The sequence below is a fragment of the Pseudomonas sp. AB39(2026) genome, from assembly GCF_059831485.1.
In genome coordinates, this window is sequence record NZ_CP195212.1 from 3,502,165 (window position 1) to 3,527,306 (window position 25,142).

At 59.3% G+C, this 25,142-nt stretch carries 21 protein-coding genes and 1 riboswitch; of the genes, 11 read left to right on the forward strand and 10 right to left on the reverse strand.

The window, feature by feature from the left end:
- Positions 1-57: 57 nt before the first annotated feature.
- Positions 58-1,464, reverse strand: coding sequence for an adenosylmethionine--8-amino-7-oxononanoate transaminase (locus ACSAMW_RS16225; RefSeq protein ID WP_500591159.1), 1,407 nt, complete (start codon positions 1,462-1,464; stop codon positions 58-60).
- A 239-nt stretch (positions 1,465-1,703) separates the two neighbouring features.
- Here ACSAMW_RS16225 and ACSAMW_RS16230 point away from each other — a divergent pair, with 239 nt between their 5' ends.
- Both ACSAMW_RS16230 and ACSAMW_RS16235 read left to right on the forward strand, forming a co-directional pair.
- Positions 1,704-2,255 (forward strand): cytochrome b, encoded by a 552-nt coding sequence (locus ACSAMW_RS16230; protein ID WP_500591160.1) that lies wholly within the window; start codon positions 1,704-1,706, stop codon positions 2,253-2,255.
- A gap of 38 nt (positions 2,256-2,293) precedes the next feature.
- Positions 2,294-2,893: a YceI family protein gene (locus ACSAMW_RS16235; RefSeq protein ID WP_500591161.1), complete on the forward strand. Its 600-nt coding sequence runs from the start codon at positions 2,294-2,296 to the stop codon at positions 2,891-2,893.
- Between the two features lie 75 nt (positions 2,894-2,968).
- Here ACSAMW_RS16235 and rhlE2 read toward each other — a convergent pair whose 3' ends face one another.
- The 3 genes from rhlE2 to ahcY all read right to left on the reverse strand — a co-directional run bounded on the left by rhlE2 (position 2,969) and on the right by ahcY (position 7,547).
- Positions 2,969-4,864, reverse strand: a complete 1,896-nt coding sequence (gene rhlE2, locus ACSAMW_RS16240) for an RNA helicase RhlE2 (protein ID WP_500591162.1) — start codon at positions 4,862-4,864, stop codon at positions 2,969-2,971.
- A gap of 331 nt (positions 4,865-5,195) precedes the next feature.
- Complete coding sequence (gene metF / locus ACSAMW_RS16245) at positions 5,196-6,044, reverse strand: methylenetetrahydrofolate reductase [NAD(P)H] (protein ID WP_500591163.1); 849 nt, start codon at positions 6,042-6,044, stop codon at positions 5,196-5,198.
- 93 nt (positions 6,045-6,137) lie between these two features.
- Complete coding sequence (gene ahcY, locus ACSAMW_RS16250; RefSeq protein WP_168085017.1) at positions 6,138-7,547, reverse strand: adenosylhomocysteinase; 1,410 nt, start codon at positions 7,545-7,547, stop codon at positions 6,138-6,140.
- Positions 7,548-7,569: 22 nt separating this feature from the next.
- A riboswitch (S-adenosyl-L-homocysteine riboswitch) is annotated at positions 7,570-7,684 on the reverse strand.
- Positions 7,685-7,806: 122 nt separating this feature from the next.
- On the opposite strand from ahcY, the gene ACSAMW_RS16255 reads away from it, so the two are divergent.
- Together ACSAMW_RS16255 and ACSAMW_RS16260 are read left to right on the forward strand one after the other, a co-directional pair.
- Positions 7,807-8,211 (forward strand): acyl-CoA thioesterase, encoded by a 405-nt coding sequence (locus ACSAMW_RS16255; protein ID WP_168085016.1) that lies wholly within the window; start codon positions 7,807-7,809, stop codon positions 8,209-8,211.
- A 367-nt stretch (positions 8,212-8,578) separates the two neighbouring features.
- On the forward strand, positions 8,579-8,965 hold the full coding sequence (locus ACSAMW_RS16260; protein ID WP_500591164.1) for an MAPEG family protein: 387 nt from the start codon (positions 8,579-8,581) through the stop codon (positions 8,963-8,965).
- Between the two features lie 10 nt (positions 8,966-8,975).
- Here the strand turns inward: ACSAMW_RS16260 and ACSAMW_RS16265 are convergent, their stop codons facing one another.
- The 4 genes from ACSAMW_RS16265 to ACSAMW_RS16280 all read right to left on the reverse strand — a co-directional run bounded on the left by ACSAMW_RS16265 (position 8,976) and on the right by ACSAMW_RS16280 (position 13,424).
- Positions 8,976-9,371, reverse strand: coding sequence for a DUF1090 domain-containing protein (locus ACSAMW_RS16265; protein WP_500591165.1), 396 nt, complete (start codon positions 9,369-9,371; stop codon positions 8,976-8,978).
- Entirely contained in the window at positions 9,368-11,119 is a 1,752-nt protein-coding gene (gene ligB, locus ACSAMW_RS16270; protein ID WP_500591166.1) for an NAD-dependent DNA ligase LigB, read from the reverse strand. The genes ACSAMW_RS16265 and ligB overlap by 4 nt, the downstream gene beginning before the upstream one ends.
- Before the next feature lie 97 nt (positions 11,120-11,216).
- Positions 11,217-12,407: a methionine adenosyltransferase gene (gene metK / locus ACSAMW_RS16275; protein ID WP_500591167.1), complete on the reverse strand. Its 1,191-nt coding sequence runs from the start codon at positions 12,405-12,407 to the stop codon at positions 11,217-11,219.
- Between the two features lie 21 nt (positions 12,408-12,428).
- Positions 12,429-13,424: an ArsR/SmtB family transcription factor gene (locus ACSAMW_RS16280; RefSeq protein WP_500591168.1), complete on the reverse strand. Its 996-nt coding sequence runs from the start codon at positions 13,422-13,424 to the stop codon at positions 12,429-12,431.
- A 181-nt stretch (positions 13,425-13,605) separates the two neighbouring features.
- On the opposite strand from ACSAMW_RS16280, the gene tkt reads away from it, so the two are divergent.
- From tkt to fba, 6 genes are all read left to right on the forward strand, one after another.
- Complete coding sequence (gene tkt / locus ACSAMW_RS16285; RefSeq protein ID WP_500591169.1) at positions 13,606-15,603, forward strand: transketolase; 1,998 nt, start codon at positions 13,606-13,608, stop codon at positions 15,601-15,603.
- A 75-nt stretch (positions 15,604-15,678) separates the two neighbouring features.
- Complete coding sequence (gene epd, locus ACSAMW_RS16290; RefSeq protein ID WP_500591170.1) at positions 15,679-16,737, forward strand: erythrose-4-phosphate dehydrogenase; 1,059 nt, start codon at positions 15,679-15,681, stop codon at positions 16,735-16,737.
- An 11-nt stretch (positions 16,738-16,748) separates the two neighbouring features.
- Positions 16,749-17,912 carry a phosphoglycerate kinase gene (locus ACSAMW_RS16295; protein WP_500591171.1) on the forward strand — a complete coding sequence of 388 codons (1,164 nt, stop codon included), beginning with the start codon at positions 16,749-16,751 and terminating at the stop codon, positions 17,910-17,912.
- 6 nt (positions 17,913-17,918) lie between these two features.
- Complete coding sequence (locus ACSAMW_RS16300; protein WP_500591172.1) at positions 17,919-18,158, forward strand: hypothetical protein; 240 nt, start codon at positions 17,919-17,921, stop codon at positions 18,156-18,158.
- Between the two features lie 62 nt (positions 18,159-18,220).
- On the forward strand, positions 18,221-18,424 hold the full coding sequence (locus ACSAMW_RS16305; protein ID WP_500591173.1) for a hypothetical protein: 204 nt from the start codon (positions 18,221-18,223) through the stop codon (positions 18,422-18,424).
- A gap of 189 nt (positions 18,425-18,613) precedes the next feature.
- Complete coding sequence (gene fba / locus ACSAMW_RS16310; RefSeq protein ID WP_168085005.1) at positions 18,614-19,678, forward strand: class II fructose-bisphosphate aldolase; 1,065 nt, start codon at positions 18,614-18,616, stop codon at positions 19,676-19,678.
- Positions 19,679-19,778: 100 nt separating this feature from the next.
- Here fba and ACSAMW_RS16315 read toward each other — a convergent pair whose 3' ends face one another.
- On the reverse strand, positions 19,779-20,459 hold the full coding sequence (locus tag ACSAMW_RS16315) for a polysaccharide lyase family 7 protein (protein WP_500591174.1): 681 nt from the start codon (positions 20,457-20,459) through the stop codon (positions 19,779-19,781).
- A 332-nt stretch (positions 20,460-20,791) separates the two neighbouring features.
- Between ACSAMW_RS16315 and ACSAMW_RS16320 the strand changes: the two genes are divergently transcribed.
- Positions 20,792-22,906, forward strand: coding sequence for a putative bifunctional diguanylate cyclase/phosphodiesterase (locus ACSAMW_RS16320; protein ID WP_500591175.1), 2,115 nt, complete (start codon positions 20,792-20,794; stop codon positions 22,904-22,906).
- A gap of 9 nt (positions 22,907-22,915) precedes the next feature.
- Here ACSAMW_RS16320 and yccS read toward each other — a convergent pair whose 3' ends face one another.
- Positions 22,916-25,117, reverse strand: a complete 2,202-nt coding sequence (yccS, locus tag ACSAMW_RS16325; protein WP_500591176.1) for a YccS family putative transporter — start codon at positions 25,115-25,117, stop codon at positions 22,916-22,918.
- Between the last annotated feature and the right edge of the window lie 25 nt (positions 25,118-25,142).

The window sequence follows — 25,142 nt, forward strand, 5'->3', positions numbered from 1 at the left end:
GGGCTAGATCGTCCAACACAAATAGTAAAGAAGGCGAGTGTTTCACTGGCCCTGTGGTTAGCCAGGGTCCCGGAAATTCGGGTGCAGGCCCTGCGCTACACTCACCGGCGCCCGCTCGCGTGTGGCCAGGTCAATGCCTTCAGCGGCGACTTCGGCCAGGAAATCGATCTGCTCGGGCGTAATGATGTAGGGCGGCAGGAAATACACCACGCTGCCCAGCGGGCGCAACAGGGCACCCCGTGTCAGAGCATGCTCGAATACTTGAAGGCCGCGTCGCTCTTGCCAGGGGTACGCCTGGCGAGTGGCCTTGTCTTTCACCATCTCGATAGCCAGCACCATGCCGGTCTGGCGCACTTCTGCCACATGGGGATGGCTTGCCAGGTGGGCCGTTGCGTCACCCATGCGCTGCGCCAGGGCCTGGTTGCGCTCGATCACGTTGTCCTGCTCGAAAATGTCCAAGGTGGCCAGCGCCGCTGCACAGGCTAGCGGGTTGCCGGTGTAACTGTGGGAATGCAGGAAAGCGCGCAGGGTGGAGTAGTCGTCGTAGAACGCCTGGTACACATCTTCTGTGGTAAGGCAGGCTGCCAATGGCAGGTAGCCGCCCGTCAGGGCCTTGGACAGGCAGAGAAAGTCTGGGCGGATACCCGCCTGCTCGCACGCAAACAGAGTGCCGGTGCGGCCGAAGCCTACGGCAATCTCGTCGTGAATCAGGTGCACACCGTAGCGGTCACAGGCTTCGCGCAGCAGCTTGAGGTACACCGGGTGATACATGCGCATGCCACCGGCGCCTTGAATCAGCGGCTCGATGATCACAGCGGCAATGGTGGCGTGGTGTTCGGCCAGGGTGCGTTCCATGGCCTGGAACATCGTGCGCGAATGCGCTTCCCAGCTGACGCCCTCAGGCCGCAGGTAGCAGTCCGGGCTCGGGACCTTAAGGGTATCGAGCAGCAGGGCCTTGTAGGTCTCAGTGAACAGCGGCACGTCACCTACGGACATGGCGGCAATGGTTTCGCCATGGTAACTGTTGGTCAGGGTCACGAAGCGCTTCTTGCCGGGCTGGCCGCGGTTGAGCCAGTAGTGAAAGCTCATCTTGAGCGCGACTTCGATGCAGGACGAGCCATTGTCCGCGTAGAACACGCGGTCCAGCCCCTGGGGCGTGATATTGACCAGGCGTTCGGACAGCTCGATCACCGGCGCATGGCTGAAGCCGGCCAGAATCACATGTTCAAGCTGGTCTACCTGGTCTTTGATGCGTTGGTTGATGCGCGGGTTGGCATGGCCAAACACGTTTACCCACCACGAGCTGACAGCGTCGATGTAACGCTTGCCGTCGAAGTCTTCAAGCCATACGCCTTCACCCCGCTTGATCGGGATCAATGGCAAGCGCTCATGGTCTTTCATTTGCGTACAGGGATGCCATAGTACGGCCAGGTCTCTGTCCATCCACTGCTGGTTCAGGCTCATGCTGCCGACTCCACGCCGCCGCGAACGGGGCTTATAAAAAATGATGCGCAAGCCTATGCAATGCCTGCCCATGGGGCAACTGCCAATGCCACGCGGCAGGGCTAAGCCCGATTAACTTTGCCTTAACGCCACAGCCGGATAATTCCTATCGCCGGCTTCGATAGTTCAAAGCGAAAAAATTCGCTTTTTTTCGATAGGTAAGCGGTTAATCTTCTCTTACGTTTTCTGAGGGCGCTGCCATGCAGCTTCGCAATTCACCTTCACGTTATGGCGCAGTTAGCATGTTTTTGCACTGGGGCGTGGCATTGGCCGTGTTCGGTATGTTTGCCTTGGGCTTGTGGATGGTAGGGCTGGGTTACTACGACCCCTGGCGCAAGGCCGGCCCGGAACTCCACAAGAGCATTGGCCTGGTGCTGTTCTTCTTTATGGTGCTGCGTGTGATATGGCGTGTTGCAAGCCCACCGCCGCCGCCAACAGCCAACCAAGGCAAGCCTACCCGGATCGCTGCCGTCGCTGTTCACGCGTTCCTGTACCTGGACATCTTTCTGGTAATGCTGACGGGCTACCTGATTTCTACCGCAGACGGGGTAGGCATTTCAGTATTCGGGCTGTTTCAGGTGCCTGCCGTGTTCAGCGGTATCGAAAACCAGGCCGAGCGGGCAGGGGACATCCACCTCTACCTGGCCTGGGCCTTGGTAACGTTCGCCGTGCTGCATGGGCTAGCCGCTCTCAAACACCATTTCATCGACAAAGATGCCACCTTGGTGCGCATGCTAGGTCGTCGCGCTTGACTACCCTGTACCGTACTTACTGCAAAGGAACTGAAAAAATGCTGAAACACACGCTGGCCGCGCTGGCCCTTGCAACCGCAGGTTTGACCGCTGGCCAGGCTATGGCTGCTGACTATCACATCGACAAGGAAGGCCAGCACGCCTTCGTCAACTTCAAGATCAGCCACCTGGGCTACAGCTTCATCACCGGTACGTTCAAGGACTTCGACGGCAACTTCAGCTTCGACGCCGCCAAGCCGGAAGACAGCAAGATCGACGTGACCCTGAAGACGGCCAGCGTGTTCACCAACCATGCTGAGCGTGACAAGCACATCAGCAGCAAGGACTTCCTGGACGTTGCTAAATACCCGGAAGCGACCTTCAAATCCACCAGCGTAAAAACCACTGGTAAGAATGCCGATGGCAAGGTGACTGCTGACGTGACAGGCGACCTGACGTTGCAGGGCGTAACCAAGCCTGTCGTGATCAAGGCGACCTTCCTGGGTGAAGGCAAGGACCCATGGGGCGGCTACCGCGCAGGTTTCGAAGGCACCACCAGTATCAACCGCAAGGACTTTGCACCCAAGACCATGGACCTGGGCCCGCAGTCCGATACTGTTGACCTGTACTTCGTGTTCGAAGGTGTACAGAAGAAGTAAGGTGTTTGTGTCATAAAAAACGCCGCGTTCCTTCTAGGGAGCGCGGCGTTTTTTTATTGCCTAACAGGCAACCCGTTAGGCTTCGCTGCGGCGCGTCAGCAGCGCAGGCTTTTCACCCGTCTTGGCCCGGTTCTGCAAGTCATCGAGTTGCTCGGCCGTAAGCGTGCGGTCTAGCTTGGACTCTTTCATGATGATCTTGGGTTTAGGGGCTTCACGCCGTGCTTCGGTTACCGCCGGTGTAGTTCCTTCATCCCGTGGGCGGCGGTTGCGCGAGTTGTCGCGGCGGTTCTGGCCAGCGCCTGCACCCTGCGCACCGTTACTACGTGGGCCGTTGCGCTTTGCGCCATCGCCCTGAGTGCGCGGTGTAGATGAAGCATTGCGCCGAGGCGCCTGCCCGGTTGGTGCCGTTGTTGCTGACTGGCTTGTAGCAGCACCTGGACGGCGATTACGGCCCTGGCCCTTGCCCTGATACGGGCTTACGTAATCTGCACGGTTACCGAAGTTATCGACATCGTCGTCCAGGAAGGTTTCCGGGTCGCGGTTGCCCAGTTCGGCCACTGCTGCGCCAGCGGATACAGGGCGTTGAGGCTGGCGGCCACGCGCAGGGCGGTTGCCTGGCTCACGAGGGGTAGATGCACGCGGCTCACCACGGCTCTCACTGCGCTCACCCGCCGTTTTTTCCCGTGGTTTGCTGGTGCCCTTGTCCTTGCCTTTATCCCGGCGCCCACCGTTGGCAGGCTTGTCACCGCGTGCTTCTCGCCCACCACGTGGCTTATTGGCCGGCTGCCGTTCCCGAGTCTCAGGCTTTTCGGCTTCGATGGTGCTTGCATCAAAGCCCATCAGGTCACCGTCGGCGATCTTCTGCCGGGTCATACGCTCGATGCTCTTGAGCAGCTTCTCTTCGTCGGGCGCAACCAGCGAGATGGCCTCGCCGCTACGCCCAGCGCGGCCTGTACGGCCAATACGGTGAACGTAGTCTTCCTCGACGTTGGGGAGTTCGAAGTTCACCACGTGGGGCAACTGGTCGATGTCCAGGCCGCGGGCGGCGATGTCGGTAGCGACCAGTACGCGCACGGTACTGGCCTTGAAGTCTGCCAGGGCCTTGGTACGGGCATTCTGGCTTTTGTTGCCATGGATGGCAGCGGCGGTAAGGCCGTGCTTTTCCAGGTACTCGGCGAGGCGGTTAGCGCCATGCTTGGTGCGGGTGAATACCAGCACCTGTTCCCAGGCACCCTGGGTGATCAGGTGCGCCAACAGCGCACGCTTATGGCTGGCGCCAATGCGATAGATGCGCTGTTCGATGCGCTCCACCGTGGTGTTGGGCGGGGTAACCTCAATGCGCTCGGGGTTGTGCAGCAGCTTTTCTGCAAGGTCGGTGATGTCCTTGGAGAAGGTAGCCGAGAACAGCAGGTTCTGGCGTTTTTCCGGCAGGCGAGCCAGCACTTTCTTCACGTCATGGATAAAGCCCATGTCGAGCATGCGGTCTGCTTCGTCCAATACCAGGATTTCAACGTGGTTCAGGTCCACGCTGCCTTGGCCGGCCAGGTCCAGCAGGCGGCCGGGGCAGGCCACCAGCACATCAACGCCTTTGGCCAGGGCCTGTACTTGGGGGTTTACACCTACGCCGCCGAACACGCAGGCGCTGACGAACTTCAGATCGCGTGCATAGAGGCGGAAGCTGTCATGGACCTGTGCGGCTAGTTCGCGTGTGGGGGTAAGCACCAGTACGCGAGGTTGGCGAGGGCCATGACGCTGGGATTTGTCCGGATGGCCGGCAGGGAACAGGCGTTCCAGAATAGGCAGCGCAAAGCCGCCGGTTTTGCCAGTACCCGTCTGGGCGGCAACCATCAGGTCGCGGCCCTGCAACACGGCGGGAATAGCCCGCTGTTGCACGGGGGTAGGCTGCGTGTAGCCAGCGGCCTCGATGGCGCGGACTAGAGCCTCGGAGAGACCGAGGGAAGCAAAGGACATGGGCAATCCTGTTCATAATGGGGGCTAGAGCCCAGGGAACGTTTGCCTGGCGCGGGGCGGAGATCGACGCAACCGCGTCCGGTACTGCTGGCGCTCGCAAGGTGTCGCAGCGAGCTGCCGGGGCAAGAGCCAAGGCACGGGCATGCGAAGAGGGAGTGCGAGGTCCGGCGTCCGGGCGTAAGCCTGGCGGGAACGCCGGAGTATAACAGAGCCTTGACGCTGCGCTGTGATTTGCCTGCCAGAAGGTAAGGTTTTTCTAGGAAGCGCACGGGCTTGTGACTGTAGAAGCGGGGGCCGGCCTTCCGGCATAGCCCGCGAACAGGGGAAACGCTTACCGCGACAACCCCAGGTTCTGCCATACCGCCAAGCTGGCTTGCGCTTGGTTCAAGGTATAGAAATGCAGGCCCGGCGCGCCGCCTTTGAGCAATTGCTCGCACATGCGGGTAATGACTTCTTCGCCAAATGCTTGAATGCTTGCCGCGTCGTCGTGGTAGGCCTCCAGCTGTTTGCGAATCCACCGAGGAATCTCGGCGCCGCAGGCTTCGGAAAAGCGCGCCAGCTTGCTGTAGTTGGTGATAGGCATGATGCCCGGCACGATCGGGATATCCACGCCCAGCTTCTGCACGCGCTCTACAAAGTAGAAATAGCTCTCGGCATTGAAGAAGTACTGGGTGATTGCACTGTCGGCACCGGCTTTGGCCTTGCGGGCAAAGTTGGCCAAGTCTTCTTCGAAGTTGCGCGCCTGCGGGTGCATCTCCGGGTAGGCAGCCACTTCGATATGGAAGTGGTCACCGGTTTCAGCGCGAATGAACTCTACCAAGTCATTAGCGTGCCGCAACTCACTGGACGCCATGCCCATGCCCGACGGCAGGTCGCCACGCAGAGCAACGATGCGCTTGATCCCTGCATTGCGGTAGGTAGTCAGCAAATCACGCAGTTCGGCTTTGCTATCGCCCACGCACGACAAGTGCGGTGCAGCAGGAACGTGTACCTCGCGCTCCAACTGCAACACGGTATCCAGCGTACGATCACGGGTAGACCCGCCAGCGCCATAGGTACAAGAGAAAAATGCAGGGTTATGCGCCGCCAGTTGGCGTGCTACCTGAAGGAGTTTTTCATGCCCCGCATCGGTCTTCGTGGGGAAGAACTCGAAGCTGAAGGCTTTATCGATGGAAAGCATAGGGGCAGCTCTTCTGGAAAAGGCCGCAAACGGCAGGTTGCAAGGGGCTGCCCGGAGTTACCCAGGCGGCCGCCTGCTGCCGCTTGCCGCTTATCAGTAACGGTAGGCGTCTGGCTTGAACGGACCTTCAACGGTCACGCCAATGTACTCGGCCTGCTTGGGCGTCAGTTGAGTGACCACGCCGCCGAAACCGCGGACCATTTCCAGTGCCACTTCTTCGTCCAGCTTTTTAGGCAGCACTTCAACCGTAAGGCGTTTGGCTTTGTCGGCTGGCGACAAGTCTGCAAACTTTTGTGCGAAGAGGTGAATCTGCGCCAGCACCTGGTTGGCAAACGAACCGTCCATGATCCGGCTTGGGTGGCCCGTGGCGTTACCCAGGTTCACCAGGCGGCCTTCGGCCAGCAGAATCAGGTAATCGTCATTCTGCGCGTCGAAGCTGCCGGCACCGGTACGGTGGATCTTGTGCACCTGTGGCTTGACCTCTTCCCACGCCCAGTTCTTGCGCATGAAGGCCGTATCGATTTCATTGTCGAAGTGGCCGATGTTGCATACCACCGCACGCTTCTTCAGGGCGCGCAGCATGTTGGCATCGCACACGTTCACGTTACCAGTGGTGGTCACCAGCAGGTCGATACGGCCCAGCAGGTCTGCATTGACCGACGCCTGGGTGCCATCGTTGATCCCGTTGTTGAACGGCGAAACCACTTCATAGCCGTCCATGCAAGCTTGCATGGCGCAGATCGGGTCCACTTCGCTGACCCGTACGATCATGCCTTCCTGACGCAGGGACTGCGCCGAGCCCTTGCCCACGTCGCCATAGCCGATCACCAAGGCCTGCTTGCCGGACAGCAAGTGGTCGGTGCCGCGCTTGATGGCGTCGTTCAGGCTGTGACGGCAGCCGTACTTGTTGTCGTTCTTGCTCTTGGTGACCGAGTCATTCACGTTGATGGCCGGCACCTTCAGGGTGCCTTTGGCCAGCATGTCCAGCAGACGATGGACACCTGTAGTGGTTTCTTCGGTCACGCCATGAATGCGCTCAAGCACCGCAGGGTATTTGTTGTGCAGGATTTCGGTGAGGTCACCGCCGTCGTCCAACACCATATTGGCGTCCCAAGGCTGGCCGTCCTTGAGGATGGTCTGCTCGATGCACCATTCGTATTCAGCTTCGGTTTCCCCCTTCCAGGCGAACACAGGGATGCCAGCGGCAGCAATGGCAGCGGCGGCCTGGTCCTGGGTAGAGAAGATGTTGCAAGACGACCAGCGCACTTCGGCACCCAGGGCTACCAAGGTTTCGATCAGCACGGCGGTCTGGATGGTCATGTGGATGCAGCCCAGGATTTTAGCGCCCTTGAGCGGCAGCTCGCCCGCGTATTTGCGGCGAATGCCCATGAGTGCGGGCATTTCGGATTCGGCGATGATGACTTCGCGACGGCCCCAGGCAGCAAGGGACATGTCGGCGACTTTGTAATCGGAAAAATCTGCAGGCGTCAGTACAGCACTCATTGATGAGTCTCCATTCGTAGTAGTCGAATGGGCGCCGTTGTGCGTTCGGGCAGGTGCCCGGGGCCGAACCTTCGCCGGCCATGCTAACGCCCCAACCGAGCCTGACAGGAAAACCTGCTGCAGCGCCCCTCGGGTGGGTGGCGGGACGCCCGCAAGCAGCGGGCGATCAAACGTTAAGCAGTATATAGGGTGGTGGGGTGGGTGTCGAACCCGTCTGCCATGCTAATGTTCGAGCCATTCCTGGCCAGCGGAGGCACCTATGAATTTCCACACTCGCAAATGGGTCAAGCCCGAGGATCTCAACCCCAACGGTACCCTGTTCGGTGGCAGCCTGCTGCGCTGGATCGATGAGGAAGCGGCCATCTATGCCATTGTGCAGTTGGGCAACCAGCGCGTGGTCACCAAATACATTTCGGAAATCAATTTCGTCAGCGCATCTCGACAGGGTGACATCATCGAGCTGGGCATTACGGCAACCGAATTCGGGCGCACGTCCATCACGCTAACGTGTGAAGTACGCAACAAGATCACCCGCAAGAGCATTCTTACCGTGGACAAGCTGGTATTCGTCAACCTGGGTGAAGACGGCCTGCCTGCACCCCATGGCCGTACCGCAATTCGCTACATCAAGGACCAGTTTGGGGAAGAGGGGCTAGGTGGCTGACACTGCTTCAGGAACCGTCCTACGCTGTAATAGGAAATAGCCGGGTTTCGGCTGGAAATGGTTCGGGAACACTAGCGTCTTTCCGTGCCGAGACTGTCTGCCATGCTCAAACTACTACTTCCTTTGCTACTGGTCGCGGGTTGTACCCCTGGGCTGACCAACAGCGATTTCGAGGGGAAATCAGGCTCTGTGAGAAAAGCGCCACTCATCGATTGCAAAGCCGCTCCCTTGCAGGCGAGATGCGTACATGAATACCCAGGGGCCAGCGCAGATCGCTATTGAACACGCCGGGCTTGTACCTTTGACGGCATCAGGTTAAGGCATACTGGCTGTACCTTTCAGCCTAAGAACCCACGTCGAGGCCACAATGACCCTTGCTTACTGGTGTGTACTGATTGTCATCCTGTTGCCGTACGTGTGCACGGGGATAGCCAAGATAGTGGGTGACCGTTACGGGCCTTCGGCCAACCGCGATCCCCGCGCCTGGCTGGACCAGCAGCAAGGCATGGCCCGGCGTGCCAACGCGGCGCAACTCAACGGTTTCGAAGCCGCACCTGCCTTTGCTGCGGCGGTAATCATCGCCCACTTGGCTGGAGGCGCTCAGCAGGGCACGCTCGATACCCTGGCGATGGTGTACGTAGCCAGCCGGGTGGCCTATATCCTGTGCTACCTGGCCGACCTTGCGCGGTTGCGCTCTGCCGTATGGTTTGTGGGAGTAGGTATTATTGTCGCGTTGTTCTGCGTGGCTGCCTGACGAGCTGTCACTACTTGTCCAGCTCGTCTACCGCTTCCTGCAATTCCTTGCGGGACTCGGCCAGCTTGTCCTTGCGCTTGTTGATCTTGTCCGAGTCGCCTTTGCTCATGGCCTTGTCAAGGTCAGCTTGGCGCTGGCTCACTTCACGCTTGGCATCGAGCACTTTTTTCTCGCGCGCCTTTTGCAGGCTCTCATCGTTGCAGTTGGCCTGCAGCTCGCCCAAGGCGATTTGTAGCCCTTCCAGCTGGTTGGTATTACCAGCCGCACGAGCGCGGTCGATCTGCTCGGTCACCTGCTGTTCCTTGGCAGCACACCCTTTGAGTTCAGTGTCGTCGTCTGGGGTAGCGGCAAGCACCGGCTGGGCCATGGCGCCGAACGCGATGGCCAGGGTAAGCAGAACTTTCATGAGGTCTCCGGAGAAATGGGGCGGAATTCGCGCCCATTGGAACGGATGTTAGGGTGAAGTTCAAATCCTTCCACAAACCCAGCGACCCCTAGCTGGTGCAATGCAGCCGCCATTTCCCGTGCGGGTGGATGATGGAAAAATGCCACTAACCTGGCAGCTCGGATGCTGCCGATGCCGGTTTCCTTGACCCAATGTGCCGCATCACGGTCTACCAGTGCCGCCCAGCTACCAACGGTAGCCGCGCGTCCCATAGGGGGCACGCCCATCGCTTTAAGCCAGTGTCCGAAAGGTTTTTTCCGGGCGTTTGCAAAACTGTCGGCAATTCGCTGGGCAGAACGGGGGCCGATACCGTCCACTGCCGCCAGGGCGGCTACATCCAACGTAAGCCAGCTGTGCAGCGTAGGCAGCAGCCCTGCATCCAGAAGGCGCGCCCAAGTGCCTTTGCCCATATGGGCAAGGCCCAGCGCCTCGGGGTGGCTGAGCCATTGAAGGCGAGCCAGGTATTGGCTACGGCAGCCTTCGACAGGTTGCCAGCACGAGAGGGCGTTGTAGCGGCCCGGGTCCGGAGCTTGCACCGGTGTACGCAATGGGTTGCGCCACACCACTTCGCCCAGCCGGGGAATGGTCAACCCGGCCAGCTCCAGCGAGACCTGATCGCCAGGTTGCACATCCAAGGCTTGCCAGCGCCGTAATGAGCCCAGGCTGGTACGTTTGACCACGCGGTCGTCCAGGCGAACCGGGTGCAGTTCCAATACGGGGGTGACTCGCCCGGTTCTGCCTACCTCGAACGTGATGTTCCGCACCTCCGCCAAGGCGCTGCGCACAGGGTATTTCCAGGCCGCGATCCAGTAAGGTGCTTGTGCTTTCCAGCGGTGTGCTGCCGGGCGGTGGCTGTCGCGCAGGATAATGCCGTCCGTGGCGAAGGGCAGAGGGCTGTTGTACCAGCGGTCACGCCAGTGGCTGGCGTCTTCGACGCTATGTACTCGGTGGCTATAGGCGTGCGGGTCTGGAAAACCGAGCCTGGACAGGTCAGCAAGCCGCTCGGCCTGAGTGCCAGGGCCTTTGGGCCAGTCCCAGGGGAAGAAACCCAACTGGCTGGCGTCGCTTTCAGCCAATTCGCGGCGCGCCAGCAGCCCAGCCGCCTGGCTGCGTGCATTTCGGCTGCCTGCCTGAGCCTGCACATGGTTATCAAGGCGCACGTAGACCTCGCCCTGCAGTTCCAGGTCGCGAGGCTGAGGTAATGTGGCCGGCAAGCCGGGAATATGCCGAGCATTGGCGGTCCAGTCATGGCCGTGCGTGCCATCGCCACGGCTGATGACTTGAGTAAGCTGCCCGCGCTTGTAGATCACAGTGACTGCCACGCCGTCTAATTTAGGCTGCACCCACACCTCCTCGCGCGCCGCCAGCCAGGCTTTGGCATCGCCTGCGTCTATGAGTTTGGCAACACCGGTATGAGGGGTAGGGTGGGGGATGGGGCCGGTGGCGCTGGCCGTTGCGTTCAATGCGGGCGCCCTGCTGTGTGGGAAGCATGCTTGCCATACGCCAAGCTGCTCAAGCGCTTGGTCATATAGCTCATCGGCTATGACCGAGACGCCGTCACGATGGTACGCCAGGTTCCACTCATCCACCTGGCGTTGAAGGGTTTGAATGCGCGTTGCTGCCTGGTCTGGTAGCCAGTCGGGGCATCCCCAGGCAGAGGAAACAACCAGCAGTGCCAGGGTGCCGAGCCACGAAGGAGAAAACCGCATAGTGAGCATCCTTGCTCAAACGAGGAGTCACGTAGCCTAGAACGAAAAAGGCCTCCCGCGGTGGGGAGGCCTTTTCCAGGTGTTTCCAGCTCGGTGTTTACAACCCCGCCGCCGCCTTCAACGCCTCGGCACGGTCTGTCTGCTCCCAGGTGAACGCGGTGAAGGTGTCATCACCTACGGTCATTTCATACGGGTTGCGGCCAAAGTGGCCATAGGCGGCAGTGGCCTGGTACATGGGGTGCAGCAGGTCCAGCATGCGGGTGATGGCATACGGGCGAAGGTCGAAGTGCTCGCGCACCAGCTGAATGATCTTCTCGTCCGCCAGCTTGCCGGTACCAAAGGTGTTCAGCGAGATGGAGGTAGGCTGAGCCACGCCGATGGCGTAGGACACTTGAATCTCGCAGCGATCGGCCAGCCCGGCGGCAACGATGTTCTTGGCCACATAACGGCCAGCGTAGGCGGCTGAGCGGTCGACCTTGGACGGGTCCTTGCCGGAGAACGCACCACCACCATGGCGAGCCATGCCGCCGTAGGTGTCGACGATGATCTTGCGGCCGGTGAGGCCACAGTCGCCCACAGGGCCACCAATGATGAAATTGCCGGTGGGGTTGATGTGGTATTGGGTGTCCTTGTGCAGCAGTTCGGCAGGCAGGCTGTGCTTGACGATCAGCTCCATCACGGCTTCGCGCAGGTCACTGTATTTGACCTCTGGGTTGTGCTGGGTAGACAGCACGATGGCGTCGATACCTGTTACGCGACCGTTTTCGTAGCGGCAGGTGACCTGGGACTTGGCGTCCGGGCGCAGCCATGGCAGCAGGCCGGATTTGCGGGCCTCGGCCTGGCGCTCCACCAAGGCGTGAGAGAAGCGGATGGGCGCTGGCATCAGTACGTCGGTTTCGTTGCTGGCATAGCCAAACATCAGGCCCTGGTCGCCGGCGCCTTGGTCTTCAGGCTTGCTGCGGTCAACACCTTGGGCGATGTCTACCGACTGCTTGCCGATGATGTTCATCACGGCGCAGGTAGCGCCGTCAAAGCCCACATCGGAGCTGTTGTAGCCAATGTCGATGATGACCTTTCGCACGATCTCTTCCAGGTCGACCCAGGCCGAGGTGCTGACTTCGCCAGCAATGATCGCCACGCCGGTCTTGACCAGGGTTTCGCACGCCACCCGGGCGTGTTTGTCTTCTGCGATGATGGCGTCCAGCACCGCATCGGAAATCTGGTCGGCGATCTTGTCCGGGTGCCCTTCAGACACAGACTCGGAGGTGAAAATGGAGTATTCGCTCATGTCGACGGCTTCCTGAAAAAATTACCGATGAAGAGTGTCGCCAGCCGGCCGCCGGAAGTGGCGAACCTGTATCTGGAAACCGTTACGTAGGCCCACATAGAGCCCATCCCCGGGGTGAAGTCCCGCAGCGGTGGCCCAGCGGGCCAGTTCTTCCTGTTCAAAACCTAACCAGAGATCTCCGCAGGCCGTCCTGGCCCAATCCTGGTCATGGCTACACAATTCGGTGACCAGCAGGCTACCGCCTGGTTTCACCCGCGCCGCCAGTTGCCTTACGGCCTGGGCAGGGTCAACGAAATGGTGCAGCACCATGTTCACGACTACGCAGTCGGCGCTCAGTACCGTGCCGCCCAAGGCATCGTCCAGCCGCAGGTCGACGTTGCCTATACCTTCCCGCAGGCACAGCTGGCGCGCCAGCTCCAGCATCTCCGGGCTGTTATCCATAGCGGTCACCTGGCTGAAGCGGCGGGAGAGGTCTGGTAGAAACCCTCCGTCACCCGGCCCCACTTCCAGCGCCGTGGCATCAAAGGCCACCACCAGTGTGTCAAGCAATGCCAGCAGGCTTTCCCGGTACTGGGGCAGCCCGGCAATCAGATCCTGCTGGGCGCGGAAACGGTCGGCAACGCGTGAGAAAAAGACTTGGCTGGCGGTGGCACGCTGGCGTTCGACCTCGGCCATGCGCTGTTGAGCATCAACCGGTAGCGCCAGGCCGTCTGCTTCTTCAAGCAATGCGCCGTGCAATCGCCGCCCGGTGCGGTGGTCCGCGGGCAGGCTGCGGCGGTAGAAAATGGCGTTGCCTTCACGGCGCGTGGCCACCAGCCCAGCCTGCGCTAGCACTTTGAGGTGGTGGCTCATACCGGATTGGCCGATGTCGAAGATTTGCGCAAGCTCCAGTACACCAAACGAATCGTTAGCCAATGCTCGCAGTACATTCAGGCGCAACGGATCGCCCCCGGCTTTGCACAGGCTGGCCAGGTCATCGGCAGGTTCATGGCGAATGGACGGTACGCGAAGGCTCATAGGGAGCGGAGTCTAGTTCGGCCCTGAGCGGCTCGCAAGGTGAATATCAAAAAGTTTTGATATTGTCAGCTGAAGCGTTTAAGGGCGAAAAACTCAAGTGGCCGCCCATCTTCGATTGCGAGCGCACCGACCATGGGCGAAAATGCCGCCTTTGCAGTTTCATTTTCAATGGAGATCAGCGATGCCCAGCCGTCGTGAGCGTGCCAACGCCATTCGTGCCCTTAGCATGGATGCTGTGCAGAAAGCCAACAGCGGCCATCCCGGCGCCCCCATGGGAATGGCCGACATAGCCGAAGTGCTATGGCGCGACGTACTCAAGCACAACCCGGCCAACCCTGCCTTCCTGGACCGTGACCGTTTTGTAATGTCCAACGGCCATGGCTCGATGCTGGTGTATTCGTTGCTGCACCTGACCGGCTACGACCTGTCCATCGATGATCTCAAGAACTTCCGCCAGCTGCACAGCCGTACCCCTGGCCACCCGGAATACGGTTACACGCCAGGCGTGGAAACCACCACCGGCCCGTTGGGCCAGGGCCTTGCCAACGCGGTAGGTTTCGCCATTGCCGAAAAGGCATTGGCGGCCCAGTTCAACCGCCCCGGCCACAACATCGTCGATCACAACACCTATGTGTTCATGGGCGACGGCTGCATGATGGAAGGCATTTCCCACGAAGTGTGCTCGTTGGCCGGTACCCTGGGCCTAGGCAAGCTGATTGCGTTCTACGACGATAACGGCATTTCCATCGATGGCGAAGTGGAAGGCTGGTTCAGTGACGACACGCCCAAGCGCTTCGAGGCCTATGGCTGGCAGGTTATTCGCAATGTAGACGGCCACGATTCGGACGAAATCAAGACGGCCATCGACACTGCCCGCAAAAGCGAGCAGCCCACGCTGATCTGCTGCAAGACCACCATTGGCTTCGGCTCGCCCAACAAGCAGGGCAAGGAAGAGTGCCACGGCGCGCCATTGGGTGCGGACGAGATCGCGCTTACCCGTGCCAACCTGAAGTGGAACCACGCGCCGTTCGAGATCCCAGAGGACATCTATAGCGAGTGGAACTGCCGCGAGAAGGGCATGGCTGCAGAGGCCGAGTGGGACCAGCGTTTCGCGGCGTATTCGGCCGAGCACCCGGACCTGGCCAACGAACTGATCCGCCGCGCGAGTGGTGAGCTGCCCGCTGATTTCGCCAAGCAGGCCGATGCCTACATCGAGCAACTGGCGGCCAAGGGTGAAACCATTGCCAGCCGCAAGGCCAGCCAGAACACCCTTAACGCCTTCGGCCCGTTGCTGCCCGAACTGCTGGGCGGCAGTGCCGACCTGGCCGGCTCCAACCTCACACTGTGGAAAGGCTGCAAGGGCATCAGCGCCGAGGACGCCGCAGGCAACTACCTGTACTACGGCGTTCGCGAATTCGGCATGAGCGCCATCATGAACGGCATTGCCTTGCATGGCGGCTTCGTGCCGTACGGTGCTACTTTCCTGATCTTCATGGAGTACGCCCGTAACGCTGTGCGCATGTCTGCACTCATGAAGAAGCGCGTGCTTTATGTGTTCACCCACGACTCCATCGGCCTGGGCGAAGATGGCCCTACACACCAGCCTATCGAGCAGCTCGCCAGCCTGCGTTGCACACCGAACCTGGATACTTGGCGCCCAGCGGATGCCGTAGAGTCTGCCATTGCCTGGAAGCACGCCCTTGAACGCAACGACGGCCCTTCTGCGCTGATCTTCTCTCGTCAGAACCTTACCCATCAGCCCCGTAACGCCGAGCAACTGGCCAATGTGGCCAAGGGCGGTTATGTACTGAAGGACTGTGCCGGCGAACCAGAGTTGATCCTGATCGCGACCGGTTCGGAAGTGGGCCTGGCCGTACTGGCTGCCGATGCGTTGACAGCTGAAGGGCGCAAGGTGCGCGTGGTGTCCATGCCAAGCACCAGTGTGTTCGACGCACAGGACGCCGGCTACAAGCAAGCGGTGCTGCCGCTGGAAGTGACCGCGCGGATCGCCATCGAAGCTGCCCACGCCGACTTCTGGTACAAGTACGTGGGCCTGGAAGGGCGCATCGTAGGCATGACCACCTTTGGTGAGTCTGCCCCTGCTCCTCTGCTGTTCGAGGAATTCGGCTTTACCGTGGACAATATCGTAGGCATCGCCAACGAGCTCCTGGAAGACTGACCCACCTTACCGCCGCGGCCTGCCCGGTACGGGCGGCACCGCGGCGGTGCTGCCTGCCAAGGTGTAAACCGCGCCATGCCCTTATCTCGCCCTTACCGGGTTGCCCTCAATGGTTACGGCCGTATTGGCCGTTGCGTGCTGAGGGCGCTTTACGAACGCCGTGATCGTGCTGGCATCGAAGTGGTCGTGCTCAATGACCTGGCCGACCTGCCCAGCCTGGAATACCTGACTCGTTTCGATTCTACCCATGGCCGTTTTCCAGGTGACGTAGGCATTGATGACGATTGCTTGCGCATCAATGGTGACCGGCTGCGTGTATTGCGCAGTGCCACGCCCGAAGGTGTGGACTGGGCTGCGCTGAACCTGGACCTGGTCATGGAATGCTCCGGGGCCTGGCACACTCGGGCCGACGGTGAGCGTTTCCTGGCCGCAGGGGCCCCTCGTGTGCTGTTTTCGCAGCCCATGGCCAGTGAAACGGCCGTGGATGCCACAGTGGTATACGGCATCAACCAGCATCACCTCACCGGTGCCGAGCGGTTGCTGTCCAACGCCTCCTGCACTACCAACTGTGCAGTGCCGCTGCTGCGGCTCTTGGATGCCGCGTTCGGGATCGAATATGCCTCCATCACTACCATACACTCGGCCATGAATGACCAGCCGGTGATCGATGCCTACCACCATGAAGACCTGCGCCGTACGCGTTCGGCGTTTCAGTCGGTGATCCCTGTGTCGACAGGGCTGGCACGCGGTATCGAGCGCCTGCTTCCGGAACTTGCGGGCCGAATTCAGGCCAAAGCAGTGCGCGTGCCTACTGTCAACGTGTCGTGCCTGGATATCACCTTGCAAACGGCGCGTGATACCACCGCGCACGAAGTCAACCGGCTATTGCGCGAGGCCGCCACAGGCGGGCCCTTGCGAGGCTTGCTGGCCTATACCGAGCTGCCGCATGCCAGTTGTGATTTCAACCATGACCCACATTCGGCCATTGTCGATGCCAGCCAGACCCGTGTGTCTGGCCCTCGACTGGTCAACTTGCTGGCCTGGTTCGACAACGAATGGGGTTTTGCCAATCGAATGCTGGATGTCGCAGGCCACTTCCTCGGCATCGCTACTACAAAAAATGAACACGCCTAAGGACTGACACCATGACCGTGTTGAAAATGAGCGACCTGGACCTCCAGGGCAAGCGCGTATTGATTCGCGAAGACCTGAACGTTCCGATCAAGGATGGCGTGGTAGCCAGCGACGCACGTATTGTCGCCTCGCTGCCAACCATCAAGCTGGCGCTGGAAAAAGGCGCTGCCGTGATGGTGTGCTCGCACCTGGGCCGCCCCACCGAAGGCGAGTTCTCGGCAGAGAACAGCCTCAAGCCTGTGGCGGATTACCTGGGCAAAGCCCTGGGCCGCGACGTGGCGTTGGTCTCGGACTACCTCGATGGCGTGTCGGTGGAGCCGGGCACTGTGGTGCTGTTCGAAAACGTGCGCTTCAATAAGGGCGAGAAAAAGAACGCAGACGAGTTGGCGCAGAAATACGCCGCACTGTGCGACGTGTTTGTGATGGACGCCTTTGGCACCGCCCACCGCGCCGAAGGCTCGACCCATGGCGTAGCAAAGTTTGCCAAGGTAGCGGCCGCAGGCCCACTGCTGGCTGCCGAGCTGGACGCATTGGGCAAGGCCTTGAAGGCGCCAGCCAAGCCGATGGCGGCCATCGTGGCGGGCTCGAAGGTCTCGACCAAGCTCGATGTGCTCAATAGCCTGAGCACGGTATGTGACCAGTTGATCGTAGGAGGGGGCATTGCCAATACCTTCCTGGCAGCGGCAGGCCATAAGGTCGGCAAATCCCTGTATGAGCCTGACCTGCTGGAGACCGCTCGTGCCATTGCTGCCAAGGTCAGCGTACCGCTACCGGTTGACGTGGTAGTGGCCAAGGAATTCGCCGAATCAGCACAGGCCACAGTGAAAGACATCGCTGACGTTGCCGATGACGACATGATTCTGGACATCGGACCAAAAACGGCCGACCAGTTTGCAGCGTTGCTGAAAAACGCGAAGACCATCCTGTGGAACGGCCCGGTGGGTGTTTTCGAATTCGATCAGTTCGGCAACGGCACCAAGGTGCTGGCCAAAGGCATCGCTGAAAGCCCAGCGTTTTCCATTGCAGGGGGGGGCGATACCCTGGCCGCGATTGACAAATATGGCATTGCAGACCAGATCTCCTACATCTCAACGGGCGGCGGCGCCTTCCTTGAGTTTGTGGAAGGGAAAGTGTTGCCAGCGGTTGAAATGCTCGAACAGCGTGCAAAAGGCTAATTGGCCATGGCGCGCAGCGCTCTGCTACTGATGCTGCTAGGTGCGCTTGCGGCCTGTAGCCATGATGCCAGCCCAGGCCTTGGAGGGAAGGGTGAGGGTGCCGAACCTGTCGCCAAATGCACTGAGCAGAATTGGCGCATCCGTTGGGTGGAAGAAACCGCACCCGTGATCAACAAACGGCAGGGGCAAGAGGCGCTCGACAGCTACGATGCCGAGGCCGAAGAGGGCACCAAACCCTGCACTTGAGCAACGAACGGGTCACAGAAGGGTCTTTTTAAGACCGTCCTGGTGAATGAAGGAAAACGATCATGAAAGCTGTTCTGGCTTTGGCCTGTACGTTGCTCGTGTTGTCCGGTTGCTCAATGTTCGGTGGCGAGCGCAGTGCTTGTGAGGTCTTCAGCCCCGCGCCTGTGAATGTCCCCAGTAATCAGAATGACCAGCGTGTACAAACCAATGCGACCGGTGATCCGACTGGAGGTCGCAACAACCTGCAAGATTGCGGGTCGCAGTAACCTGGCCGGCCTCTTGCTTACAGAGGCCGTTGCCGTTGGCTGTTATCAGAATCAGATTGGCCAGGGCTTGAAAAGGGCCCTGTGTATACCCCCGGGCTGAAAGATGGCCCGTGGCTAGCCTGTAGGGCGGCTGCCTCCGGCAACCGCGCTTGCACCTTAAATGACCCTGGACCGGGAGAACTACAAACCATGGCACTGATTAGCTTGCGCCAGTTGCTGGACCACGCTGCCGAATTCGGCTACGGCGTTCCAGCCTTCAACGTGAACAACCTTGAACAGATGCGCGCGATCATGGAAGCGGCCGACAAGACCGATTCGCCTGTTATCGTGCAAGCGTCGGCGGGTGCGCGCAAGTACGCGGGTGCCCCCTTCCTGCGGCATCTGATCCTCGCAGCAGTCGAAGAGTTTCCACACATTCCGGTGGTGATGCACCAGGACCATGGCACTAGCCCGGACATTTGCCAGCGCTCCATCCAGCTGGGCTTCAGCTCGGTCATGATGGACGGTTCGCTCAAGGAAGACGGCAAAACTCCGTCCGACTATGAGTACAACGTGCGCGTGACCAAGCAGACCGTTGCCTTTGCTCACGCCTGCGGTGTATCTGTAGAAGGTGAGTTGGGCTGCCTGGGTTCATTGGAAACTGGCCAGGCTGGCGAAGAAGACGGCGTTGGTGCCGAAGGCACGCTGGACCACAGCCAGATGCTGACGGATCCGGAAGAAGCGGCTGACTTTGTAAAGCAGACCCAAGTGGATGCCTTGGCGATCGCCATCGGTACCAGCCATGGCGCCTACAAGTTCACCAAGCCGCCTACCGGCGACGTGCTTGCTATCGACCGCATCAAGGAAATTCACAAGCGTATTCCGAACACCCACCTGGTGATGCACGGTTCGTCTTCAGTGCCTCAGGATTGGCTGGCGATCATCAACGAGTACGGTGGTGACATCAAGGAAACCTACGGCGTACCTGTTGAGGAAATCGTCGAAGGTATCAAGTATGGTGTACGCAAGGTAAACATCGATACCGACCTGCGCTTGGCGTCCACGGGGGCAATCCGCCGCTTCATGGCGCAGAATCCGAGCGAGTTCGACCCACGCAAATACCTGGGCCATACCGTAACGGCCATGCGCGATGTGTGTATTGATCGTTACGAAGCGTTTGGTACGGCTGGTATGGCTTCGAAGATCAAGGCGCTGTCCCTTGAAGTCATGTTCCAACGTTACGCCAAGGGTGAGCTGGCCGCCAAGGTCAATTAAGCCGCTATAAGCGAAGCGCAACTAAACAAAGCGGCCGATGAAGTCTTTTCATCGGCCGCTTTGTTTTTACATGCAAGCTGTGGGGCTGCCTGTGAAAGGGCTATTTTTTTGCCATTGCATCATGGCTTATTGATAGCTTTGTGAAGGTCACCTGTCCCCCTTCGGTGGCATACCCCGTATTGTCCTGCACATACACACCTGCTTTAAAGTACAGGTCTTTTGTTTTCCAGGTGTCGTCAAGTTTGGTCGACCAGTGATAGTTGGCCGCATCCACGCTAAGCAGCCCGGTCGTATCCAAGTGAATGGTGTAGTCAAACTTTTCATTCATCTTCACGCCAGTACCGATCTGGATCACGGTGGGCTCGTCCTGGGATGGTGAAGCGCGCAATTTGGCTACGATATTGCCGGTTTTACTGCTGGTCTTGTACTGATACTCCAGCTTGATCAGTGGCTCGTTGCTACCGTTCTGATGGATCTGGCCAATCACGATCTTGCCGCTTGAAGGTACTTTGGCCACGGTAATGCTTGCACGCAAGTAGTTGTCGGCAGCTGGGTACTTCCAGTTATGCACAGAACCATCTACATTGGTTTCCCGCAATTCGCTACGTGGGTACTTCGCACTTTTAGTAACTGAACCGGTTACGGGCGCCCAGAAGAAAAGCGTACCGGTGTCGGCATGGAAGTAAGAGTCTTTGTAACCTTTCATCAATACTGGCGTATCGATAGTAGTCGCTGGAGTTCCGACAGGGACGCTGAGGTTCCAAGTGGAGAGGTCGATCATGATTATTTACCTACACTACTAATGCTGGAAGTTGATGGCCAAATAATTCCACAGCGTGACGCCGGAATAATCCGGGTATATGAAAGGTGGCCTGCCTTTGTATGTAAAAAAATGTACACTGTTTTTATTTAGGCGCCATCCTGTTGGCGTCATCCGTTTGTCGGCAGTGCATAACCCTTTGATTCAGGGCGATTCAGCAAATCACCATTCGTCGGCTTCACGAGGTTTTTGAAGTTTTACCGTTGCGTCAAGCGACAAAAGCGAGGCTAGAGTGTCTTCTACCCAGGCCCAGCAAATGCTGGCTTGTGGCCACCTTGTAGATGAGAAGTAGCATGGATCGCGCCCTTACCAAACCCACTGAAGACCGGTCAACCGTGCTTGTGGTGGACGATTACCCAGAAAACCTGTTGAGCATGCGGGCCTTGCTGGAGCGCCAGGACTGGCAGGTCATGACCGCGCCTTCAGGCGTAGAAGCCTTGGGTTTGCTGCTGCAGCATGAAGTGGATCTGGTGTTGCTCGACGTTCAAATGCCCGGCATGGATGGCTTTGAAGTAGCCCGGCTGATGAAGGGCAGCCAGCGAACGCGGCTTACCCCCATCATTTTTCTCACGGCTAACGAGCAGTCGGATGCAGCGGTACTCAAGGGCTACGCCAATGGCGCCGTGGATTACCTGTTCAAGCCCATTGACCCGGACATTCTCAAACCCAAGGTCCAGGCCATTCTCGAACAGCAACGCAGCCGGCGTGAGCTGCAACGCCTGACCAAGGACCTTGAAACGGCACGTGCTTTCAATGCCTCGGTATTGGAAAACGCCGCTGAAGGCATCTTGGTCATCGACGAAATCGGCAACATCCGTTTCGCCAACCCGGCCATTTCCCGCTTGTTAGGCGCAACGATCGACGAGTTGCAAAGCGCGCGCTTGCTGGACTTTATCGAAAAGCCAAGTGTGGTGAGTTGGCACGAATCAGAGTTCTTCCGTGCTTATACGCTGCGCGATATTCACCGGGTGCACGATGCCGTTTTGCGTACTTACTCGGGTCAATCGTTGCCCGTGTCCCTGTCGTGCGCGCCGCTTACGTCTGAAAAGGCCATGGTACTGACTGTCCAGGACATGTCAGTGGTGCGCAACCTGCACCAGCAATTGGAGTTTCAAGCGGTTACCGACCCACTGACCGGGTTGCTGAACCGTCGCGGCTTCTACCAGACCGTAGAAAGCGCCTTGGTACGCAATGAGCGGCCTGAGAAGAGCCAGGCTTTGCTTTACCTGGACATGGACGGGTTCAAGCGTATCAACGATACCCATGGCCACGATGCAGGCGACCGTGTGCTGCGCTGGGTGGCAGCGCAATTAAAAGCATTGCTACGCCCTTACGACATTATTGGCCGCATTGGCGGCGACGAATTTACCGTGCTGCTCGATACCCTGGACTACCCTGAGCAGGCTGCCAAAGTCGCGGAAAAGATTCTGGAACGCATGCGCAGTTGCACTCAAGTCGACGGCCTTGAAGTAAGCCTGGGTGTGAGCATCGGTATCGCCACCTACCCTGAATGCGGTGTGAGCCTTGAGCATTTGCTGCGCGCAGCAGACATTGCCATGTATGCCGCCAAACAGGCTGGCAAGCAGCAATATCGGTATTACGACCAAGACCTGAACGTGCGCGCCCGCTCGCGCTTGCTGTTGGAGGAAAGCGTATCGGCGGCCATCGAGCAAAAAGAGTTTTCTCTGGTGTACCAGCCCCAGGTACGCCTGGCGGATGGCCGCTTGCGAGGCTTTGAAGCCTTGTTGCGCTGGCAGCATCCAAGTGTAGGGGATGTGCCGCCTGGGCTGTTCATTCCATTGCTCGAAGAAGCACGCCTGATCAGCCGGCTTACATCGTGGATCTACCAGGAAGGCGCGTCACAACGCAGGCAATGGCGAGAGCGCTTCGAGGATGATTTGGTCCTGAGCATCAGCCTGAGCAATGCTCAGTTCAGCATGCCCAATTTGGTAGCTGACCTGCAGCATGCTATTTCCACTAACAACCTTATGCCCCACCAGTTGGAAATCGAGGTCGTGGAGCCCTCGTTATTGCACAATCCCGAGGAAACGCGTCGGCAATTGTCCTTGCTGCGGGGGTTGGGCGTACGCGTAGCATTAGATGATTTCGGGGCAGAACATTGCTCGTTGAAGATCCTGCGAGACCTACCTATCGACACGCTCAAGCTGGACCGGCAATTGATCGGGAACCTGCCAGGGTCTCCGCGGGATGCCGCTATTGCACGCGCTATCATTGAGCTTTGCCGCGAGTTTTCCATCACCGTGATTGCCGAAGGTGTAGAAACCGCCGAGCAATACCGCTGGCTGGTAGACAACGGTTGCGAATACATCCAAGGGTTCAAGGTGGCCCACCCCCTTATAGCCGCGGACGCCACAGAATTTCCGTTAAACATCTCACCTGACGCATAGCTACAGCTTTTACAAGGCGGGGGCCGGCGTGGTGGTGGACTTGGGCTGCGCCAGGTGCGAAGCCATGGTGCGCAAAGGCGCCAGCTGCCGACCGATCAGTGCCAGTTGGCCCTGAACCAGGCGCTGGTTTTCATCCAGCTCTTCAGGCATTTGCTCCAGGCGCTCAGCCAGCGCCTGCTCCTCTTCATTGTGTACGACCACCGGGCTGTGTTCAGCGAGCCCTGTGGCAATCTGGTCCAGGCTCGACGCCAGTTGCTCGCCTACGCCTATGATCAACTCGTCCCGCACAGGCTCAGGCAGGTCTGTGCCGCGGTGGGCACCCAGGCCGGACAGGTAGCTGAGCAAGGTATGGGATAGCACAAGGAAGCGGAACCCGGCGTCTGCTTCTTTGCGGAAGTGCCCAGGCTCCAGCAGCATATTGGCCAAGGTGGTAGAAAGCGCTGCATCGGCATTGTGTGCATTGCGACGCGCCAGGCGGTAGGCAAGGTCATCGTGCTTGCCCTCGGCGTATTGGCGCAATATCTGGCGCAGGTAGGCGCTGCTGCAGCTCAGTGTATTGGCCAGCACTTTGTTTAACCGGCGGCCTTGCCAGTCCGGCAGGAACAGGAACACCAACAGGCCCGCAATCAGGCTGCCTAGCAGGGTGTCCAGCAGCCGTGGCAGGAACAGCCCGTACCCATTGCCCGTCTGGTTGAAGCAGAACAGCACCATGAGGGTAATGGCCGCTGTTGCCAGGGTATACCGCGTGGTGCGGTTGACGAAGAACACGAGCCCTGCCGCGACAGCAAAGAACGACTGTATAAGAGGGCTGGGGAAGAGGTCGAACAATGCCCAGCCCACGGTCAGGCCAATGGCAGTGCCTATGATCCGCTGCCCCAGTTTGCGCCGTGTCGCGCCGTAGCTGGGCTGGCAGACGAATAGCGTAGTAAGGATGATCCAGTAACCTTGGCTAGGGTGGATCAGGTGCACCATGGCATAGCCAATGGTCAGGGCCAGCGGCAGCCGCAGCGCATGACGGAACAGCAAAGACGTTGGCGTAAGGTTTTGGCGAAGGCGTTTCCACACATCGGTCAGGTTGCGCGGTGAGCGGTCCAGCAGGCTGCTATCGGTTGCCTCGGCCAGAATATCCGGGTTGCTGGCGTCACTGAGCAACCGGTCCAAGGTGCCCAGGTTTGTCGCCAGTGCCCTGAGAGACCTGAGCAGCCCTTTCCAGGCTGGGTTGCTTTGAATGCGCAAGTGCTCCAGCGAGGCATGAAGGTCGCTCAAGGCTTCGGCAAAGGTGTCGTCATATACGAACGGCTGGCGCAATTGCAGGGTTTCGGACAACCGCTCGCAGGCACTGCCTTGCTGGCGTAACAGGCGCTGACAGCGGAACAGTACGTCGCTATGGAAGAAGGCCTCAGCCAGGGCGTTATAGGGGTAATGGGTGGAACTGGCGCGTTCGTGAATGTCCTGGGCCAGGAAATACAGTTTCAGGTAGCGGCTCACCTTCGAGCCTGGGCGTGAACTGCCAACCCGGTTGAAGATGATTTCCTTGGACGTGTTCAAGGCGGCGACCACGCGCCCGTTCTGCCGTGCCAGCTCAAGGCGTCGGCCCTCAACGTCCAGCCCCCGGATGGGCTCGAACAGTGACGATTTCATTTTCAGGTATAGGCCCAACTCCCGGAAGACACGGGCCAGCCCCTGCTGTACCGGTTGGTTCGAGAACAGGGCCTGCCAGAGCACAGACAACACGCCATACCAGGCAGCACCGGCCACCAGCAGTGCAGGCTCGTGCCAATAACTGGCCAGTTCACCGCCGCGCTGGTCCACTCCGATCATGGTGTACACCGACAAGATCAAGGTGGCGTAGGCAATGGCGCCGTAGCGTTCCCCCAACGCACCCAGCATGGTGAGCGCAAAGCTGGCCACGGCCATGGAGGCCACGAAAAACAGAGGGTAGGGGAAAAGCAGTTCTACCGAGAACGCCGCGATACTGAAACACACTAGGGTGACCAGCAAGGCGTTGAGGCGGCCTTGCCAGTTATCGTCGGTCTCTGCCAGGGCACTGGCGATGATGCCGAGAAACAGAGGGATCAGCATATGCAGATCATTGCGCGACCAGCACAGCACCATGCTGCCGGTGAGGGCAATGAATACCCGTACGCTATAGCTGAACTTGTCTCGCGCCCAGAGGCGGCGCAGCGTATTGCCGAACGATCTCGAAGCCATGGAGAAAGAGGCCTGGTTCTAATGC

Excerpts from the sequence above, each read along its gene's own strand:
- metK (WP_500591167.1), bottom strand. The coding sequence starts at position 12,407 with ATGAGCGAATACTCCATTTTCACCTCCGAGTCTGTGTCTGAAGGGCAC.
- ACSAMW_RS16295 (WP_500591171.1), top strand. The coding sequence starts at position 16,749 with ATGACCGTGTTGAAAATGAGCGACCTGGACCTCCAGGGCAAGCGCGTA.
- ACSAMW_RS16255 (WP_168085016.1), top strand. The coding sequence starts at position 7,807 with ATGAATTTCCACACTCGCAAATGGGTCAAGCCCGAGGATCTCAACCCC.
- ACSAMW_RS16305 (WP_500591173.1), top strand. The coding sequence starts at position 18,221 with ATGAAAGCTGTTCTGGCTTTGGCCTGTACGTTGCTCGTGTTGTCCGGT.
- ACSAMW_RS16280 (WP_500591168.1), bottom strand. The coding sequence starts at position 13,424 with ATGAGCCTTCGCGTACCGTCCATTCGCCATGAACCTGCCGATGACCTG.
- ACSAMW_RS16300 (WP_500591172.1), top strand. The coding sequence starts at position 17,919 with ATGGCGCGCAGCGCTCTGCTACTGATGCTGCTAGGTGCGCTTGCGGCC.
- ACSAMW_RS16315 (WP_500591174.1), bottom strand. The coding sequence starts at position 20,459 with ATGATCGACCTCTCCACTTGGAACCTCAGCGTCCCTGTCGGAACTCCA.
- metF (WP_500591163.1), bottom strand. The coding sequence starts at position 6,044 with ATGCTTTCCATCGATAAAGCCTTCAGCTTCGAGTTCTTCCCCACGAAG.
- tkt (WP_500591169.1), top strand. The coding sequence starts at position 13,606 with ATGCCCAGCCGTCGTGAGCGTGCCAACGCCATTCGTGCCCTTAGCATG.
- fba (WP_168085005.1), top strand. The coding sequence starts at position 18,614 with ATGGCACTGATTAGCTTGCGCCAGTTGCTGGACCACGCTGCCGAATTC.
- rhlE2 (WP_500591162.1), bottom strand. The coding sequence starts at position 4,864 with ATGTCCTTTGCTTCCCTCGGTCTCTCCGAGGCTCTAGTCCGCGCCATC.
- yccS (WP_500591176.1), bottom strand. The coding sequence starts at position 25,117 with ATGGCTTCGAGATCGTTCGGCAATACGCTGCGCCGCCTCTGGGCGCGA.
- ACSAMW_RS16265 (WP_500591165.1), bottom strand. The coding sequence starts at position 9,371 with ATGAAAGTTCTGCTTACCCTGGCCATCGCGTTCGGCGCCATGGCCCAG.
- ahcY (WP_168085017.1), bottom strand. The coding sequence starts at position 7,547 with ATGAGTGCTGTACTGACGCCTGCAGATTTTTCCGATTACAAAGTCGCC.
- epd (WP_500591170.1), top strand. The coding sequence starts at position 15,679 with ATGCCCTTATCTCGCCCTTACCGGGTTGCCCTCAATGGTTACGGCCGT.
- ACSAMW_RS16260 (WP_500591164.1), top strand. The coding sequence starts at position 8,579 with ATGACCCTTGCTTACTGGTGTGTACTGATTGTCATCCTGTTGCCGTAC.
- ACSAMW_RS16230 (WP_500591160.1), top strand. The coding sequence starts at position 1,704 with ATGCAGCTTCGCAATTCACCTTCACGTTATGGCGCAGTTAGCATGTTT.
- ligB (WP_500591166.1), bottom strand. The coding sequence starts at position 11,119 with ATGCGGTTTTCTCCTTCGTGGCTCGGCACCCTGGCACTGCTGGTTGTT.
- ACSAMW_RS16225 (WP_500591159.1), bottom strand. The coding sequence starts at position 1,464 with ATGAGCCTGAACCAGCAGTGGATGGACAGAGACCTGGCCGTACTATGG.
- ACSAMW_RS16320 (WP_500591175.1), top strand. The coding sequence starts at position 20,792 with ATGGATCGCGCCCTTACCAAACCCACTGAAGACCGGTCAACCGTGCTT.
- ACSAMW_RS16235 (WP_500591161.1), top strand. The coding sequence starts at position 2,294 with ATGCTGAAACACACGCTGGCCGCGCTGGCCCTTGCAACCGCAGGTTTG.